20 protein-coding genes are annotated in these 16,776 nt (G+C 55.8%); 8 read left to right on the forward strand and 12 right to left on the reverse strand.

Annotated features, from left to right (window positions below; genetic code table 11):
* Nucleotides 1-3 precede the first annotated feature (3 nt).
* The 5 genes from ACR0IU_RS11670 (at nucleotide 4) to ACR0IU_RS11690 (ending at nucleotide 4,458) form a co-directional block, all read left to right on the forward strand.
* Nucleotides 4-1,125, forward strand: a complete 1,122-nt coding sequence (locus tag ACR0IU_RS11670; RefSeq protein WP_480716385.1) for a DNA polymerase III subunit delta' — start codon at nucleotides 4-6, stop codon at nucleotides 1,123-1,125.
* On the forward strand, nucleotides 1,122-1,928 hold the full coding sequence (locus ACR0IU_RS11675) for a TatD family hydrolase (RefSeq protein WP_480716386.1): 807 nt from the start codon (nucleotides 1,122-1,124) through the stop codon (nucleotides 1,926-1,928). The genes ACR0IU_RS11670 and ACR0IU_RS11675 overlap by 4 nt, the downstream gene beginning before the upstream one ends.
* The gene (locus ACR0IU_RS11680; protein ID WP_480716387.1) at nucleotides 1,925-2,722 is read left to right on the forward strand and encodes an MBL fold metallo-hydrolase; all 798 of its coding nucleotides are present in this window, start codon (nucleotides 1,925-1,927) and stop codon (nucleotides 2,720-2,722) included. The genes ACR0IU_RS11675 and ACR0IU_RS11680 overlap by 4 nt, the downstream gene beginning before the upstream one ends.
* 44 nt (nucleotides 2,723-2,766) lie before the next feature.
* A complete protein-coding gene (locus ACR0IU_RS11685; protein WP_480655870.1) occupies nucleotides 2,767-3,699 on the forward strand; it encodes an AEC family transporter in 933 nt (310 codons plus the stop codon).
* Between the two features lie 72 nt (nucleotides 3,700-3,771).
* The gene (locus tag ACR0IU_RS11690) at nucleotides 3,772-4,458 is read left to right on the forward strand and encodes a CbiX/SirB N-terminal domain-containing protein (protein ID WP_480716388.1); all 687 of its coding nucleotides are present in this window, start codon (nucleotides 3,772-3,774) and stop codon (nucleotides 4,456-4,458) included.
* A gap of 11 nt (nucleotides 4,459-4,469) precedes the next feature.
* On the opposite strand, the gene ACR0IU_RS11695 is transcribed toward ACR0IU_RS11690, so the two are convergent.
* From ACR0IU_RS11695 to ACR0IU_RS11715, 5 genes are all read right to left on the reverse strand, one after another.
* A complete protein-coding gene (locus ACR0IU_RS11695) occupies nucleotides 4,470-5,468 on the reverse strand; it encodes a diguanylate cyclase domain-containing protein (protein ID WP_480716389.1) in 999 nt (332 codons plus the stop codon).
* The gene (locus ACR0IU_RS11700; protein WP_480716390.1) at nucleotides 5,465-6,052 is read right to left on the reverse strand and encodes a heme NO-binding domain-containing protein; all 588 of its coding nucleotides are present in this window, start codon (nucleotides 6,050-6,052) and stop codon (nucleotides 5,465-5,467) included. The genes ACR0IU_RS11695 and ACR0IU_RS11700 overlap by 4 nt, the downstream gene beginning before the upstream one ends.
* 122 nt (nucleotides 6,053-6,174) lie before the next feature.
* Nucleotides 6,175-7,734, reverse strand: a complete 1,560-nt coding sequence (locus tag ACR0IU_RS11705; protein ID WP_480716391.1) for a trimethylamine methyltransferase family protein — start codon at nucleotides 7,732-7,734, stop codon at nucleotides 6,175-6,177.
* Nucleotides 7,735-7,854: 120 nt separating this feature from the next.
* Nucleotides 7,855-8,547, reverse strand: coding sequence for an HAD family hydrolase (locus tag ACR0IU_RS11710; protein ID WP_170476499.1), 693 nt, complete (start codon nucleotides 8,545-8,547; stop codon nucleotides 7,855-7,857).
* 19 nt (nucleotides 8,548-8,566) lie between these two features.
* The gene (locus ACR0IU_RS11715) at nucleotides 8,567-8,851 is read right to left on the reverse strand and encodes a DUF3572 domain-containing protein (protein WP_480716392.1); all 285 of its coding nucleotides are present in this window, start codon (nucleotides 8,849-8,851) and stop codon (nucleotides 8,567-8,569) included.
* 89 nt (nucleotides 8,852-8,940) lie between these two features.
* Between ACR0IU_RS11715 and ACR0IU_RS11720 the strand changes: the two genes are divergently transcribed.
* Nucleotides 8,941-10,341, forward strand: a complete 1,401-nt coding sequence (locus ACR0IU_RS11720; RefSeq protein WP_480716393.1) for a diguanylate cyclase — start codon at nucleotides 8,941-8,943, stop codon at nucleotides 10,339-10,341.
* A gap of 4 nt (nucleotides 10,342-10,345) precedes the next feature.
* On the opposite strand, the gene ACR0IU_RS11725 is transcribed toward ACR0IU_RS11720, so the two are convergent.
* Genes ACR0IU_RS11725 through ACR0IU_RS11740 form a run of 4 tightly spaced genes read right to left on the reverse strand, consistent with a single transcriptional unit; the run spans nucleotide 10,346 to nucleotide 12,229 of the window.
* The gene (locus ACR0IU_RS11725) at nucleotides 10,346-10,819 is read right to left on the reverse strand and encodes a periplasmic heavy metal sensor (RefSeq protein WP_480716394.1); all 474 of its coding nucleotides are present in this window, start codon (nucleotides 10,817-10,819) and stop codon (nucleotides 10,346-10,348) included.
* Nucleotides 10,816-11,160, reverse strand: a complete 345-nt coding sequence (locus ACR0IU_RS11730) for a hypothetical protein (RefSeq protein WP_480716395.1) — start codon at nucleotides 11,158-11,160, stop codon at nucleotides 10,816-10,818. The genes ACR0IU_RS11725 and ACR0IU_RS11730 overlap by 4 nt, the downstream gene beginning before the upstream one ends.
* Nucleotides 11,153-11,767, reverse strand: coding sequence for an RNA polymerase sigma factor (locus ACR0IU_RS11735; protein WP_480716396.1), 615 nt, complete (start codon nucleotides 11,765-11,767; stop codon nucleotides 11,153-11,155). Before ACR0IU_RS11735 ends, ACR0IU_RS11730 begins: the two co-directional genes overlap by 8 nt.
* A 6-nt stretch (nucleotides 11,768-11,773) precedes the next feature.
* Nucleotides 11,774-12,229, reverse strand: coding sequence for an EF-hand domain-containing protein (locus tag ACR0IU_RS11740; protein ID WP_480655852.1), 456 nt, complete (start codon nucleotides 12,227-12,229; stop codon nucleotides 11,774-11,776).
* Nucleotides 12,230-12,450: 221 nt separating this feature from the next.
* On the opposite strand from ACR0IU_RS11740, the gene ACR0IU_RS11745 reads away from it, so the two are divergent.
* Complete coding sequence (locus tag ACR0IU_RS11745; RefSeq protein ID WP_029622143.1) at nucleotides 12,451-12,849, forward strand: DUF983 domain-containing protein; 399 nt, start codon at nucleotides 12,451-12,453, stop codon at nucleotides 12,847-12,849.
* Nucleotides 12,846-13,547: an NUDIX hydrolase gene (locus ACR0IU_RS11750; protein WP_480716397.1), complete on the forward strand. Its 702-nt coding sequence runs from the start codon at nucleotides 12,846-12,848 to the stop codon at nucleotides 13,545-13,547. The genes ACR0IU_RS11745 and ACR0IU_RS11750 overlap by 4 nt, the downstream gene beginning before the upstream one ends.
* On the opposite strand, the gene ACR0IU_RS11755 is transcribed toward ACR0IU_RS11750, so the two are convergent.
* The 3 genes from ACR0IU_RS11755 to ACR0IU_RS11765 are packed head-to-tail and all read right to left on the reverse strand — an operon-like array spanning nucleotide 13,544 to nucleotide 16,748.
* On the reverse strand, nucleotides 13,544-15,211 hold the full coding sequence (locus tag ACR0IU_RS11755) for a ribonuclease J (protein ID WP_480716398.1): 1,668 nt from the start codon (nucleotides 15,209-15,211) through the stop codon (nucleotides 13,544-13,546). The genes ACR0IU_RS11750 and ACR0IU_RS11755 overlap by 4 nt on opposite strands.
* Nucleotides 15,208-15,987, reverse strand: coding sequence for a type III pantothenate kinase (locus ACR0IU_RS11760; protein WP_480716399.1), 780 nt, complete (start codon nucleotides 15,985-15,987; stop codon nucleotides 15,208-15,210). The genes ACR0IU_RS11755 and ACR0IU_RS11760 overlap by 4 nt, the downstream gene beginning before the upstream one ends.
* A gap of 11 nt (nucleotides 15,988-15,998) precedes the next feature.
* The gene (locus ACR0IU_RS11765) at nucleotides 15,999-16,748 is read right to left on the reverse strand and encodes a biotin--[acetyl-CoA-carboxylase] ligase (RefSeq protein WP_480716400.1); all 750 of its coding nucleotides are present in this window, start codon (nucleotides 16,746-16,748) and stop codon (nucleotides 15,999-16,001) included.
* Nucleotides 16,749-16,776 lie beyond the last annotated feature (28 nt).

The raw sequence follows: 16,776 nt of genomic DNA on the forward strand, positions 1-16,776 counted from the left end.
GACATGAGCGACGACACCCCAACTCCGGATCAGGCCCCTGGCGCACCACATCCGCGAGAAACCACCAGGCTTATCGGGCAGGACGCAGCACAACAGGCCTTTCTGACCGCGTACAATTCGGATCGATTGCACCATGGTTGGTTGCTGACCGGTCCTCGTGGAGTGGGCAAAGCAACACTAGCATGGCGGATCGCGCAGTTCTTGCTGGCCACGCCGCCATCTGATGATGGCGGGCTGTTCGGCGCTCCACCTCCGCCTGACACTCTGGACATCGACCCGGAACACCCGGTCGCCCATCGCATTCTTGCCGGGGCCGAACCCGGCCTTGCCGCAATTACCCGCTCTGTCAACGATCAGGGACGGCTGCGCAATGAAATCGTTGTTGATGACGTCCGCAAACTTGGGCGGTTCTTCGGCTTGTCCTCAGCTGATGGGGGTCGGCGGGTTGTCATCGTGGACTCGGCGGATGAAATGAACGTCAGCGCCGCAAACGCGCTGTTGAAAATGCTCGAAGAGCCCCCCGCGCGCACAACCCTGCTGCTGATTTCGCACCAACCCTCGCGCCTGCTGCCAACCATCCGGTCGCGTTGCCGCACACTACGGCTATCCCCCCTCTCGCCTGACGACATGCAGGCTGCGCTGTCGCAAACCGATACGGAAATTCCTAACCAGACTGACCATCTCGCAGCGCTCGCCGCCGGATCAGTGGGTGACGCCGTTCGCTTAATAAACCTCGGCGGGCTGGAACTTTATGCCGAACTGATTGCAATTTTGGGAACCCTGCCCCGGCTTGACCGCCAGCGCACTCTGAAACTGGCCGAAACGGCTGCGCAGCGGGGGGCGGCCGAACGGTTCGATCTGCTGCTTTCATTGATAGACGTGGCTCTCTCGCGCCTGGCTCTGACTGGTGCGACCGGCACCGCACTGATGCCCGAGGCCGCTCCGAATGAGGCCGAAACTTTATCGCGTCTCTCCAGCTCACCGCAAAAGGCCCGCCAATGGGCCGAAATCGCCGCCCCCATCACGGCGCGTGCGCGGCATGGGCAGGCGGTGAACCTTGACCCTGCCTCGCTTGTCCTAGATACGCTGTTCAAGATACAGGAAACCGCCGGTCACAACAGATGAGCCCCACTCCCGAAATTACCGACAGCCATTGCCATCTGGATTTCCCGGATTTTGACGGTCAGCTGGAAGAAATCGTTTCACGCGCTGCCGACGCTGGCGTGACGCGCATGGTGACCATCTGCACACGGTTGCGTAACGAGCCCACGGTACGCGCCATCGCCGAGGCTCATGACCCTGTCTTTTATGCCGCAGGCACCCACCCGATGAGCGCCGCTGACGAGCCGATGGCAACAGTCGATGAACTGCTCGCATTCGCCAAGCATCCAAAATTCGTGGGCATTGGGGAAAGCGGGCTTGATTATCACTACACGGCTGAGTCGGCGGACGTTCAAAAGCGTTCGCTGCGTATCCATATCGAAGCGGCGCAGCGGACCGGATTACCCTTGATTATCCATGCACGTGCCGCGGATGAGGACATGGCACGTATCTTGGCGGATGAGCATAGAAACGCTCCGTATTCCTGTGTCATGCATTGCTATTCTTCCTCAGCCGAGCTGGCCCGAGCCGCCCTTGATCTTGGTTTCTATCTGTCCATGTCCGGCATTGCAGCATTCCCCAAAAGTCAGGAGCTGCGTGATATCTTCGCCGCCGCACCCACCGATCGTATCCTGGTTGAAACCGACGCGCCCTATCTGGCGCCGCCGCCCTATCGCGGCAAACGAAACGAACCGGCCTACACCGCGCATACAGCGCGCAAAGGGGCCGAAGTGTTCGGTTTGGAGTACGCCGATTTCGCTGCCCAAACACAGGCCAATTTTGACCGGCTGTTCACCAAAGCCGCTTGCTACAAGGCCGCTGCATGAGCGAGCTGCGCTTTACAATACTTGGCTGCGGTTCGTCCGGAGGTGTACCGCGACTTGGGGGGCATTGGGGCGAATGCGATCCGGAGAACCCCAAAAACATCCGGCGTCGCTGCTCACTGTTAGTCGAACGCGATGGGCCAGAGGGTACTACCTCGGTATTGATCGATACGTCTCCTGATATGCGCAGCCAATTGCTTGGCACCGGAACGGGGCGTTTGGATGGCGTGATTTACACCCATTCCCATGCCGATCACACCAATGGCATCGACGATCTGCGGATGATTGTTTTCAACATGAAGACCCGCGTGCCTGTATGGGCGGACGGCGATACCCAGAACGATCTACTCGGTCGCTTTGGTTATGCGTTTGTTCAACCCGAAGGCTCACCCTATCCGCCCATCCTGGACCTAAAGACAATCAACGGCCCGTTTGAGATTTCCGGCCCCGGCGGCCTGATCCCCTTTCGACCATTCCGTGTGAACCATGGGTCGATTGATGCACTTGGCTTCAAGATGGGAAATCTCGTTTATCTGCCTGATGTTGCGGAGCTTTATGATGAGAGCATGGCTGAGCTTTCAGACCTCGACTGCCTGATCATCGACGCCCTGCGCCGATCCCCGCACCCAACCCACGCCCATCTGGAGAAGACACTGGGCTGGATTGACCAGTTGAAACCAAAACGCGCCGTTCTGACCAACATGCATATCGATCTGGATTATGCCACGGTTGATGCGGAAACACCGGATCATATTACACCTGCTTTTGACGGCATGGTGATCCGGCAACCTCTGTAGGGCAAGACGCTGTTCGCGCGCGCGATACCGTCGATGGCAGCGACATGTTCCAAAGCCTGATCGATGTCATCCTGCCGGTGTTTTTGGTCATCGGCGCCGGGTATACGGCAACCCGGTTCGGATATTTCCGCGAAGATCATATCGACGGGTTGATGAAATTCACGCAGGGCTTCGCCATTCCCTGTTTGTTGTTTCTGGCCATCGCCAATCTCGATCTCAACGCAAGCTTCGACCCCAGACTATTGACCAGTTTCTATTCGGCAGCTGGCCTCTGTTTTGTCGCCGGAATGGTAGGCGCTCGCCTCATATTCGGACGCGAGTGGGAGGACTCGATCGCGATTGGCTTTTGCTGCTTGTTCTCAAATTCAGTGCTTTTAGGGCTGCCCATCACGGAACGTGCCTACGGACCGGACAACTTGACGGGAAATTTTGCGATCATCGCCTTCCATTCACCATTTTGCTATTGCGTTGGTATCACCGTGATGGAGATCTTTCGAAACCGTGGCCATGGTGGGACGCGGATGGTGAAATCCGTATTGTCCGCAATGTTCAAGAATGCGTTGATACTGGGCATCTCACTGGGCTTTGTTGTCAATCTTACCGGGTTTGTAATACCGGGCGTGGTTGATGACGCGTTGAACCTGATCACGCGCGCGGCCCTACCCGGCGCACTATTCGCATTGGGGGGCGTACTGGTGAAGTACCGACCCGAAGGCGATTTGCGCGCCATTATCTTCGTCTGTTGCATCTCGCTGTTGCTACATCCAAGCCTTGTATGGCTATTCGGAACTTCATTGGCGCTACCGCAAGATCTGTTTCGCTCAGGTGTTCTTACCGCTGCGATGGCTCCGGGCTTCAACGCCTATATCTTTGCAAATATGTATGGGCGCGCCAAACGGGTTGCTGCATCTTCAGTTTTGATCGGCACCGCATCATCCATACTGACTGTCTGGCTCTGGTTGACCCTACTTGGATAGCTAGATCAAAAATCCTGCATTGACTCTGCGAACAAGCAGGACATCTTTCGCAGCACCATCTCGGAGCACCGCATGCCACACGCCGTTATCGTCGCACATGGACAACCGTCAAATCCGGCACCCGCCGAGGCGGCGCTGGCGCGCTTTGCCAGGCAAATAGATTCACTGTGTCATCGGGTCTCGGTTCATTCCGCCACTTTGGCTGCACCTGACGCGCTTGAGACGTGCCTTGAGGAATTGCCCGGCGACATAGCGATCTATCCGTTGTTCATGGCGAAGGGTTGGTTTGTAACTAAGGCTTTACCTAAGCGACTTGGTTCTCGGTCGGTCAAAATTCTGGATCCTCTGGGTATCGATCCGCAGTTGCCATTTTTGGTTAAAAGCGCCCTGCATCAAAAACTTGAAAATCTGGGATGGTCAGCACCTGACACTGATCTGGCAATCGCAGCCCATGGTTCAGGGCGCAGCAATAACCCGGCAACGGTGGCCCATGGGTTTGCAGATACGCTGGGCCAATTGGTCACATTCAAAAGCACCCGAACCGGCTTTGTTGAGCAATCTCCAAGCATTGCCGAGTCAGCATCAGGATGTGGTGAAAAGGCGCTTTGCCTGCCCTTCTTTGCCTGCACCGGAGGCCATGTGCTCGAAGATGTGCCGCAAGAATTGGCCCGCGCAAACTTCGCCGGCCAAGTTATGCCAGTCATTTCTGAACTACCCCAAGTCGAACAACATATCGCTGCGATATTGGACGCCATTTAGGCAAGCGCATTCTATCCGGATTGTTGTGCATTCGAAAACTCAGAGTAGAACCGGTGGCAAGATCGTCCGTTTCGTTTTGCGGCGTATAGCGCTAGGTCAGCGGCATGCAGTACATCCTGCGCTTTTGGCATTTCGAACTGGGTCGACAAAGCAGTACCAACACTCGCTGATACACTGCAGGCCGCTCCCTCGAATTTCATCGGCTGGCAAAGTTGCGCGATCAGGCGTCGGGCAATGCTGTCGAGTTTTTTCCGGTCGGTCATCCCTTTGATAATCAAGACAAACTCGTCTCCGCCGACACGAGCAACCGTATCATCACTCCGCGTTTCATCAAGCATGATCATTGCGGCTTGCTGCAGCACAAAATCCCCTGCGGCATGGCCCAGACGATCGTTGACCGATTTGAAAAAATCCAAATCCAGATGCATTAATGCAAATGACGATTTCGTTGATATCAAATGCCCGAGTATATGGTCCATTGCACGCCGGTTTTTTAGCCCGGTCAGCGTGTCGGTATAGGCCTGCTCCTCAGCCGCCAGCTTTGCACCTTGCAGACGCAGGTTCAATGATCTGGAAGCCTCCATCGCGGCAGATTTAGCTTCGACCAAATACAGCAATTCGATCGCCAAATCGGTGCCTGAGAAATCTGCGCTTGTCAGTGCATAGTCTCGCACCGCATCCAATATTGAAATTCCGAATGACAGGTTAACAACCGATGCACCCTTGCCAGAAAGTGGCGCTATCAGGCCCTTAAAGACTGTTTGCGGTTGATCTTGGAAACGAAGACGTAACCGCGCGCCTGGCGTCGAAAGCAACGTTGGAAACTCAGTGACAGAACGCGGGCGCTGCAACTCAAAGAGGTCAAGAAAACGCCGCCCTGCCATGGGTTGCTCCGGGCGCAGTTTCTGCACTGTGGGGCCCACTTGAACAATTCGCCCCTCATCATTGATAAGAACATACATGGGGCACAAAGTATCGAGAAGGGAACCTAGATCTTCGGTTTCGATCATGATTTCCGCGCCCCAAGCTCAAAATGACGCCCTTCGGCAAAGGCGCTTTCGATCAGTGTAATCGAAATGAGCTCTGACCCATTTCGACGCTCTTCGTTCGAAAGAACAACAAGTGCGCCGTAGTCATCCGCCATAGCCCGCAAAACACCAGTCATAACACTGGAAAATCCCGGCAGACCGGGAGAGCAATATAGTTGGTATTCCGCTGATGAATGTTCCTGCAATTCAAGGTCCGGCAGCGTGAGATCCGAAACAGCAAGGCGCACTCGATCAGACAAATCATCTAGCGAGTGCAGAAACTCGACATACGTTACGCCCCCGAAACGCAGCAATCGCCTTAGGTCCTCCATATTCGGATGTGATACGAGATAGGTGCCCAAGTCCTCAAGAAACTCGGATTTTCGACGGTTCAATTCGGTACAAAGCACGTCCAGCACACGATCTGAAACCTCTGCCTCATAGATCAGCATCGCCTCGAATTCGACGAAATCCAATCCTGCGGCTTGGGTCGCCTGCAGCCAGCATTGGCGCCCATAAGTGGCACAAACGAATGATTGGATCGCCCAGTTAATCAGCCCATGCATGAAACAACTCGAATTGGATATCTGCTTCAGGTGACCCCAGAAAACTTAACAAACACCCAATATCCTGGCCGAGATCATGAGAATGTTAGACATTCATGACTAATCTGCGTGGTTCGGTTAGGTCAGAAATCTGTCGGCGCGCCCCCTTCAGCCTTGCGGCGGGCAACAAAGTCTTCAAGCTCTTCGCGGATCGCCTCGTCCAATGCAGGCGCTTCAAAATTGTTAACGATTTCTTTGAACATTCGATGGGCCCGTTCCGCAGTCCAGATACCGCCAGCGACTTCCCAGGCCTCAAAGTTTTTCCAATCGCTCAGAAACGGCTGATAAAACGCCGTGGTATAGCGATCCTGAGTGTGTTGAATGCCAAAGAAATGCCCATCATTTCCCACTGAACGGATTGCTTCAAGGGCGATCTCGTCCGGTCCTGTTGCTGTCAATTCCGGATGCATATATCGCTGAATCTGTTGCAGGATTTCGCAATCCATGATGAATTTCTCAGGACTCGCGATCAGACCGCCTTCCAGCCAACCAGCCGCGTGATAGACCATGTTTGTTCCAGATTGAACAGCGGCCCACAGTGAATTTGATGTCTCCCAAATGGCCTGGCCATCTGGCACATTCGCAGCGCACACACCCGAAGAGCGCATCGGCAATCCATAGAACCGCGCCATTTGTCCGGTCATCTGCGTCGAGCGCATGTATTCCGGCGTCCCGAACGCGGGCGCTCCGGACTTCATATCAACATTCGAGGTGAACGTCCCGATCACGCATGGAATGCCGGGCCGGACATATTGGAACAGCGCAATCGCACACAATGCCTCAGCCAGCGATTGGGCGACCGCACCCGCCATCGTCACAGGGGCCATTGCACCTGCCAGAGTAAACGGAGTTACCACAATCGCTTGTCCGCGCCGCGCCAACCTCAGACAACCATCGATCATCGGATGGTCGTGCTTGAGAGGTGACGTCGAGTTGATGTTGGTATACATCCGAGGCGATGCCTCGAACTCTTCGTGACTCAAACCGCCTGCGATGCGGACCATTTCCATCACATCTTCGACACGTTCCTTACCCAGTGAGTAGGCGTGCATCGCCTTGTCAGTCAGCGTGAGCTTGTCATAAAGCACATCAAGATGTCGGACGCTGGCATGGATATCGACAGGTTCAACCGGATAACCTCCGGCAAAATGGATGCAGTTGAAATACTGCGTCAGTTTCAGCAAATCCTGACACATCCGTCGGGTGCCGGGCACTTTTTTACCAATTTCCATGTCCCAATAGTTCGGCGGTGAAGAAACATTGCCGAACAACATGGTTTTGCCTCCAACCTCGATCTGACGGTCCAAATTGCGCGGCGTAATAGTGAATGATTTGGGGGCTTTGCGCACCATTTCCATGACAAAGTCCCGCCCCATACGGACGTTATCGCCAGAGATTGTACAGCCAGCTTCGCGCAAAATGCCAAGAGCTTCCTGATTATAGAACTCGATACCGATCTCTTCGAGGATGCGCATAGCTCCTTCGTGGATCGCCTCAATCCCCTCTGATCCCAACGGTTCTGTTGGCCGGTCTAAGTTCACAGGCGGATTCCACGGCATCTGATCGATGACTTCACTTCCGCGACGGGTGGCTGCACCAGCGCGGCCGCCGCTGCGGCGTCTGCGTGTCCTGCTGTCTTCCATAGCTGTCCTCCTGGCGCTCTCTTTCTCAAGAAAGCCCCGAAGAATTGGCTCTGGCCGCTCTATCTGCGACAAGTGGTGTCGGTTTTGTCGTTCAAACTGGCGTTTCAGAACACCGAACAATCAGATTTCTGACAACCAGCCGGGAATATGGCCGATGTCGGGTAAAACTACATCTGCCAAAGGTTCGAGCGTTTCTGTTGTGGCAAGCCCCGTAAGAACACCAATCGTCACCATGCCTGCGGCGCGACCCGCTTCAAGATCATGAAGACTGTCACCAACCATGGCGACTCGCGACGGATCAACATCGACATGTTTGGCAAATGCCAAAAGCTGACCTGGACCGGGTTTGAAGCCATGGCCACTGTCATACCCTGCAACAAAATCGAAGTGGCCCCGAACTCCGACCGATTCGAGATGACGCAGCGCCGGTATCTCGGCGTCATTGGTCGCAACACCCAGTTTAAGCCCGGCCTTTCGCATATTTTCAAGAAAAGGTGCGAGAGGAACAGCAGGCATTTGCTCTGACGCTGCGGATGCGTCATTGAGAGTTTCGACGATTTGATGCTGAGCGATGCCAGTCAAGTGCGGCGTCAGGGCACGCGCAATTTCATCGACGGTTCCCGCAATAACGATACTGTCAGAGCTATATCTCTCCTCGGCATAATCAAAACCGATGACCTGGCCAAGTTCAGCCGCGCGCTGCGTATCCCCGTCGGATAGGCGTTCAAGCGCGATACGTCCGAACGCACCCCATGTAGACGCAAAGTCAAAAAGCGTGCCGTCCTTGTCGAAGACGAGGGCGTCAATGTTCATAAATTTAGGCTCCTATTGGTCAGGTCCAGTGCATATCAGAAGTGCCGGATAACACAGCGCGGGCGCGGCCCGGTTCTTCGTAGGGCACGGAATGGGCGTCACAAAAGGCGATCACCCAGGAATCGTCAAGCATCAGAAAGTCCAGTACCGATCCCAAAAACTCGCTTTCTCCTGCCCGAGCACGCAAATCCTCTATGGAAGCGCCGGTTGCACCCAGAAAAACTGGGAGCAACTCATCATTTCCAACCAACCAATTCAGCACCCTCAGGGCCAATGTTTCAGCAAAATGGACAGAGATCGGCATTATCTGGCCTCGACGACGCTCTTAGAAAGGGTTTGTTAACCAGACTCATAAACACTTTGGTAGCGCATGCAATCTAACGGTGAACGGCAATGTCTGTACAGGGTACCATACTGGTCCTCGACGGGGTCTCGACCAATCGCATTATGCTTAAGGTCCAGCTCACCGCAGCCTGGTATCATGTTGTACAAGGGGAAAAGCTGGCCGGGTTGGGTGCTTTACTAAGGCGCACGCGTCCTGACTTGGTTTTGACCGCCCAAACCTTGCCCGACGGGACCGCCTCGGATGTTAAGAAGTTAATGGCAGTTGATCCCGCTTTGGCCGATGTACCGATTGTTGCCATCACGCCGCAAAATGATAGGGCGGCGCGATTAAAGGCCTTATCGGATGGTTTAGACGACGTGCTGGGTTACCCATTTAAGGATACTTTGCTTCTCGCGCGTGTTCGCAGCCTGTTGCGCTCACGTGCCGATCGGCAGGAACTGAGCCTTGGGGACGCCAGCCAATCCATTGGTTTTGGTGAGGCGGCACAGATACCGCTTGCGCCACCTGCGATCGTGCAGATTGCGTTGTTGACCCAGACCCCACGCGCCGGAGCGCTATGGGGCAGTGCGTTGGCGCAGCAAACACGACACAGCTTGTCCAATTACACCCTACCCGATCTGCACGGCGTTTTCTCTGAACCTGCTCCTGATGCCATAGTCGTTGAGCTTGCGCCCGGCGGATCAGGAGGGCACATCCTGGCCGATCTAAAATCCCGCAGTGCCACCCGAAACACCGTATTAATCGGCGTTCTGTCAAACGAGGATGCGACCCTCGCCGCCGAGGCCTTGGATAAAGGGGCGGATGCAATTTGTATGGGAGGGTTCCACCCGGACGAAATCTCGCTCCGGCTCGATACCCAGATCGCCCGCAAAACCCGCGACGACAAATTGCGCGCTTCGATACGTAAAGATCTATCCGAATCGCTAACTGATCCTTTGACAGGGTTACACAATCGTCGATTCGCCATGAGGGCACTTGATCAGATCGCCCACCAGGCCTTGGAAACAGGGCGTGGGTTTGCACTGATGCTGGCGGATTTAGATCACTTCAAGGCGATTAATGATCGTTTTGGTCATTCTGGCGGTGACATCGTTCTGACAGAAACAGCGCGCAGGCTTCAAGCAGCAACAGGAAAGGCCGGCTTTGTCGCACGCATCGGCGGAGAGGAATTCATGATTGGGCTTCCTCATTGCTCGGCAGAGCAGGCGTTAAAACACGCGGACATGATCTGCGGAAGCATTTGCAACAAACCGTTTTGCCTGCCCGACGAGTCCGTATTGACCTCGGTCACGATCAGCGTAGGCGTAAAATGGTGTTCCTCACCTGATCTGAATATTGCAGATCGCAGAAATGCCGCCGGTCAGTTGATCCGTTCAGCCGACCAAGCTTTGTATGCGGCGAAAAATGCGGGTCGCAATCAGGTGCATATCCGTAGTTCAGCAGCCTGACGAGTTAGTTTCGTTTCTTGTGTTTACCTGGGCCGCGTCTGACGACCTCCTCCAGCCGATCTGCATATTTGACCCGCTCTTCCGCGCTCATTTGCGTGACTTGCGCAAGCCATTGCTGGTGCAGCGCTGTCTGCAGCTCAGCCGTTGCCTGCGCCTGCTTCTCAAGCAAATCTTCAACCGCAGAAGGATCAAATGGCACGGCTCGCAAGGCCTGGCTAAGCGCACCAAAATCCTGTTTGCGTCGATGCGATCCTTTGCCACGCAGATCTGACAATTCACCTTTGAGAGCTTTGCGATCAGATTTGGGCAGGGCATAGTACAATGCTGGGCCAAATCCTGGCGGTATGGCGGCACGATCACTGCCTTTGAAACGCAAGGCTGTACCCAGGACGACTCCTGCAATCAGCAGGTTCAGAGCAAGCGAAGCGATCAGCAGAACAGGCATCCATTTGCGTTTGGGTGCAGGATTATCGCTCATTCCGCGTCCTCCAGATAGTTTTCATCTAAGTTGAGATCAGCCATCAGATAGGTTGCATCCTGCGAGACAAAATAGTCTGCAGGGTCAGGTAGAAAAGCAGGCGCAGAAAACCCGATCCAGATGCCAGCTGCACTTGCGGCCACAAGGCCACCTACCCCATGCCAGCCGCCGATGACATTCATCCGGTCCCGCCATGTTCGACGCCGTTTGCGTGCGGATCGAGCCAACCGAACCGCCTCTGCATCGGTTTCAATTCGGACGGCAAGATTGTCCGGGAACACATCCCGAGCGTCGCGCGCTTGCACAAACAGGTGTTCGAGTTTTTTGTCATGATCAGCCATGTTCGTACCCCAGTTCATCCCGACGCCCCGCAAGTAGTGCGGCCAGTGATCGTTTTCCACGCGCAGTCAGGCTTTCAACCGCCTCAACCGAGATATCCATAATCCCTGCGATTTCAGGGTTGGACAACTCTTCGATATGCCGCAGAACCACCGCTTGCCGTTGCCGATCCGGCAACTGATCCAATGCCGCCTGCAACGCATCCTTACGCTCGGTATCTTGCATCCGATCAACCACGCTGGCGGATTCGTCTTCTGGCTCGGCAACATTTTCGAGCGCATCAGGCTGATTTCTTCGGCGCAGATCCAGGCACAGGTTCAATGTCACACGATAAAGCCAGGTCGAAATCTGCGCCTGTCCCGGCACCCAGTCGGGCGCCATCTTCCAAAGACGCATCATCGCCTCTTGTGTCACATCTTCGGCTTCCACCTGATTTCCCAACATTCGCAAGGCCACGGAATAGCTGCGCGGTCCAAGCCGCCCGGTCAGCAGACGGGCCGCAGCCGCATTGCCATCAGCAAACCGGCCCAGCAACTCCTCGTCGCTGAGCTCGGGCACGGCAGAAAAACCGCCGTGCGCCTCGTTTGGGTAAGAGGTCAGATCCTCCATCTCGTATCAGTTGTTGTCTGTGTCCGACTTCTGGTGCCGCTTGTGTTTCCGACCCATCCTGTCTTTCGCATCCGCATATTCCTGTTCTGATATCGATCCGTTCCCATCGGCGTCGATACGCTCGAACATCTTGGAGGCACGGCGCGGTTTCGGCAATTCATCTTCGCTGAGGAAACCATCGGAGTTAGCATCGTGCTTCTCAAACATCTTAGAGACACGCTCGCCGGCTTTCGCCTGTGCTGCTGCCTGCATTTCCTCAACGCTCAGCTGCCCGTCTCCGTCCGTGTCCGCGGTCGTGAATTTCTGGTTGCGATGCGCCGCGATCTCGGCCTGCGTTACCTGCCCGTCTCCGTCGGCATCCAGTTCCTGAAACGTCGGACGCGGCCCTTTGGCCAGTGCTGAGCTGCCGGAAACTGCAACTGCCGCAAGAACGATGGCCGAGATGAAAGTTTTGGTTTTCATTACAAAGTTCCCTGAATTTAGCGGCACCTTGCCGCTGTTGATACTTCTTAAAACGCAGCCCGGGCAGCTTTCCGTCGCATCGCGCACAACTTTTTTCGTCATGTTTGAAATTCGATCAGTTGCTGATACGCTGTAAGGTATCGCCACAAAGCGACGCACCCCCCTTTTCCGACGGGTTCGAAACGGCCTATATCGCCCGAATAGAAACGCGCGAGATTCAAATGATTGATCAGACTATCGACACTGCGGTCGAGGAAGACCGCCCGACCAAACCCGCACTGATCCGTGGGTTTCGTTGCAAATGCCCGAATTGCGGCGAGGGCAAACTGTTGCACAGCTATCTCAAGGTGAATGATAGTTGCTCGGAATGCGGTCAGGAATTGTTTCACCACCGTGCAGATGATGGCCCGGCCTATCTAACCATTTTGATTGTCGGGCACCTTCTGGCACCTGCGCTGCACGTCTCATACGTACACTGGCGGCCTGACCCTTGGGTCATGGCAATTGGCTTCTCGATCGCCTGCGTTGCCCTCTCACTGTACCTTCTGCCCCGCTTGAAAGGGGCTGTGGTCGCATATCAATGGGCGCGTCGGATGCACGGGTTTGGCAAATCTGCATGAGCGCGGACAAAACCGCCATTCGCAATGCCGCGACCGTCATCGTTCTGCGCGACAGGCTCAGCGATCCCTCGATCCTGATGGGGCAGCGTGGTGCGAAAGCCGCGTTTATGCCAAACAAATTTGTCTTTCCCGGCGGTGCAGTCGACCCTGAAGACGCGCACGTTCAACTGAGCACTCAGTTACCCGATCTCTGCTGCGAACGTCTGTTACAGCGATCAGAACCAGGACTGCAGAATGCGCTGGCGGCTGCCGCGATCCGGGAATTGTGGGAAGAAACCGGATTGATCCTTGGGCAACCGGGTGATTGGCAGGGTACGGCCCCGAACGACTGGCAGAGCTTTGCCGCTATGGGCTACCAGCCTTCCGCAGAAGCGCTGCAATTCGTGTTCCGGGCGGTCACGCCACCCGGTCGCTCACGCCGGTTTGATGCCCGGTTCTTTTTGGTCGATGCAAACGCAATTCAAGGCGATCTGGATGACTTCACTCATGCCTCGGACGAGTTATCGCATTTGCAGTGGGTCAAAATCAGCCAGGCGCGCGAATTCGATCTGCCTTTCATCACCGAAGTCGTTCTGGCCGAAATCGCCGCGCGCGCTGCAGACCCAAGCCCGCCGGACACAGTGCCTTTTTTCCTCAACAATGAAGAAGCCAGCTTGTTCCTGCAATTGCGCGGCTTTCCAATGCCCTATACGAGTTAACGCATCCGGCTGACGACCACTGTCACCTCGGGTTTTTTGCCTATCTCAGCCTGAGCGGTCTGGCGCGCAATCCGGCGCAACCCCTCTTCCAGCTTGTCGTCATCGCGCAGCGTTTTTGCACCAGCGCGCATCAGGAACTGGTTCAAATCTTCTTCCAACACCTCGACCAGCCCGGCACGGGACGATCCCATCTCGGGCAGTCCCATCGTGTCGCACCATGGCTCGCCCAAAGGTTCGTCTTCTTCGTCCAGAATGACTGTGATTGTGATATGGCCATTCAATGCCATGCGGATACGGTCACGCACAACACCATCCAATGCCCCAATCTTGACCGTACCATCCAGATAGGTCCGGCCCGTCTCGATATAGTCTACCACTTTCGGAGCATTTCCGGTCAGGTCCAACATGGTGCCATTCACGGCTAAAATTCCGGTTCGACCACCCGCCTCGGCCAGTTTGGCATGTTCACGCAAATGGCGGTGCTCGCCGTGCATCGGGATGACCATCTGCGGATCAACCAGAGCATGAACCTTTTCCAGATCAGGCCGGTTCGCGTGACCCGAGACGTGATACAGTCCCGAGCTGTCATCGACCACATCTACGCCCTTTTCACTGAGCTGGTTCATAATGCGGATCACGCCGCGTTCGTTTCCAGGGATAGTCTTGGACGAGAACAGGAACAGATCCCCATCTTTCACCTCAAGCCCGCGATACTTACCGCGCGCCAGTTGGGCGCTGGCCGCACGGCGTTCTCCCTGACTACCAGTCACGATCAGCATCAGGTTTGCGCGCGGGACATCCAGCGCCTCTTCCGCGCTTATGACTTTCGGGAAGTCGCTGAGAATGCCCGTTTCAGTGGCCGCCTCGATCATCCGGCGCATCGCACGGCCCAGCAATACGACCGAACGCCCAGCCTTCTGGCCAGCCTCGGCAAGCGTTTTCACGCGCGCCACGTTCGATGCAAATGTGGTTGCGATAACCATGCCATTGGCATCCTGCACCAGCTGCGTGATTTCAGGCCCGACCTCGGATTCCGAGCGGCCGGGGTGGGATGAAAAGACGTTTGTACTGTCACATACCAACGCTTTGACACCCAACTTGGCCACCTCGGACCACAAGTCAGGATCAAACGGTTCACCCACAATTGGGTTGGCATCAAGTTTGAAATCACCTGTGTGCACAACGCGTCCAGCCGGAGTGTCGATGACCAGCCCCGCACTTTCCGGGATCGAATGCGATACCGGCAAGAAACCAACTGTGAATGGTCCGGCCTTGATCTGCTCGGGCCACGGAGATGCGGTTCGCACCGTCTCGGTCGGATGGCCATGCTCCTCCATCTTACGGCGCGCAATATTCGCCGTGAAGGCACGCGCATAAACTGGGGCACCCAGTGCCTCATAGCAATGCGCGACCGCTCCGACGTGGTCCTCATGCGCATGAGTGACAAAGACCGCTTCAAGCCGATCGGCACGTTCCTTCAGCCATGTGATATCGGCAAAGATAAGATCAACGCCGGGCGAGGTATCCATGTCCGGGAAAGCGACCCCGAGGTCCACAAGTATAAACCGCTCTTGTCCTGGTTTTCCGTAGCCATAGACATAGGCATTCATGCCGATTTCGCCTGCACCGCCCAGCGGCAGATAGATCAGTCGTTCACTGCTCATGTTGAGCCATTTTCCTTGTTATAGCGATGGATCACGGTCAGGCCGTGCATCGTCAGATCATCTTCAAACTCGTCGAACAGGTCAGCGGCTTGCTGAAACAGGGGCGCAAGACCCCCGGTCGAGATTACTTTCATAGGCACCCCGGCCTCGGCCCTAATTCGCTCGCAGATCTCGCGCACCAGGCCGACATAGCCCCAGAAGACACCGGATTGAATGCACTCTACCGTGTGGGTCCCGATCACCTTTTGTGGCTTCGATATGTCTACATGTGGCAGCGCGGCGGCTGCGAGGTGCAGTGCCTCAAGGCTAAGATTGACGCCAGGCGCGATAACTCCGCCAACATAGGCGCCGTCATGAGCGACGACATCAAATGTCGTTGCCGTACCGAAATCCACAACAACCAGATCGCCGCCAAAGCGGTCAAAGGCCCCTGCTGTATTAACCAGACGGTCCGGCCCGACTTGCGTCCCTTCGTCGACGCGCGGGTTAGCGGGCAGCAGGCAGTCGAGTTTACCAACGACCAGAGGGCGACATCCGAAGAATCGGTCTGCAAAGACCCGCAGGTTGAAAACAACGCGTGGCACAGTCGAAGAGATGATGACATCTGTAATGTCCACCTCAATTCCGTAGTGTTTCACCAATGTCGAATACCACGTGAAATACGCATCCGCGGTGCGCGCGTGGTGGGTTGAGGTGCGCAGGGTGCACAGAAATTTCTCGCCATCCCAGATCGAGAAAACGGTGTTGGTATTGCCGCAATCAATCGCCAGAAGCATTTGTGCCCCCTTTAGAAATAGACATCCGCGGCAGGAATGCTGACACGGCCCTTAGCGGTGTTTAGGACAAGGCTGCCACCCGCGTCTACCGTTTCGAAGGTTCCTACCGTCTCGGACGCTGCGGTACGGGCGATAATAACCTCACCCAGCCGTGCTGCGCGAGAAAGCCACGCGGTGCGGATCGGATCGAAACCATACGTCATGAACTGGGTTTCATAGTGGGCATAGGCCGAAGCCAGTTCTGCCAGAAAATCCTCAGGCGTGACATGGGAACCGGTTTCCGACAGTAACGACACCGGCCGCACGGCGCCGGGTTCGACGCTGTCAGCGCTGGGAGCCTCGGACAAATTGACGCCAATGCCGATTGCCAGATGCGAAACACCTCGTCCCTGCCCAGTGCTTTCCAGCAAGATACCAGCCAGCTTGCCACCGTTGAGCAACACATCGTTAGGCCACTTCAGTGACAAACCCGCCGCTCGACCGGTCACCGCGACGCAGGCATCGTAAAGTGCGAGGGCCGCGACAAAACTGCGAAGCGCGGCCTGTTCCGGATCTCCGGGCGGTCGCATCAGCAAGGTCGCGGCCAGATTACCCTTGGGGTTGGTCCAGACACGACCACGCCGACCGCGCGCTGCGGTCTGGCGATGCGCCAAAATCCAGACGGGTCCCGAGGCGGTCGGCGCGAGTCGCGCGGCTTCGTTTAGGGTGCTGTCCACTTCCTGCAGTACATGCAGCCCGTATCCTTGCGGCCAATCACTCATGTCAAAAAGGCCCGGTACAGTGACCGAG

Source organism: Ruegeria sp. CL5, from assembly GCF_056536485.1.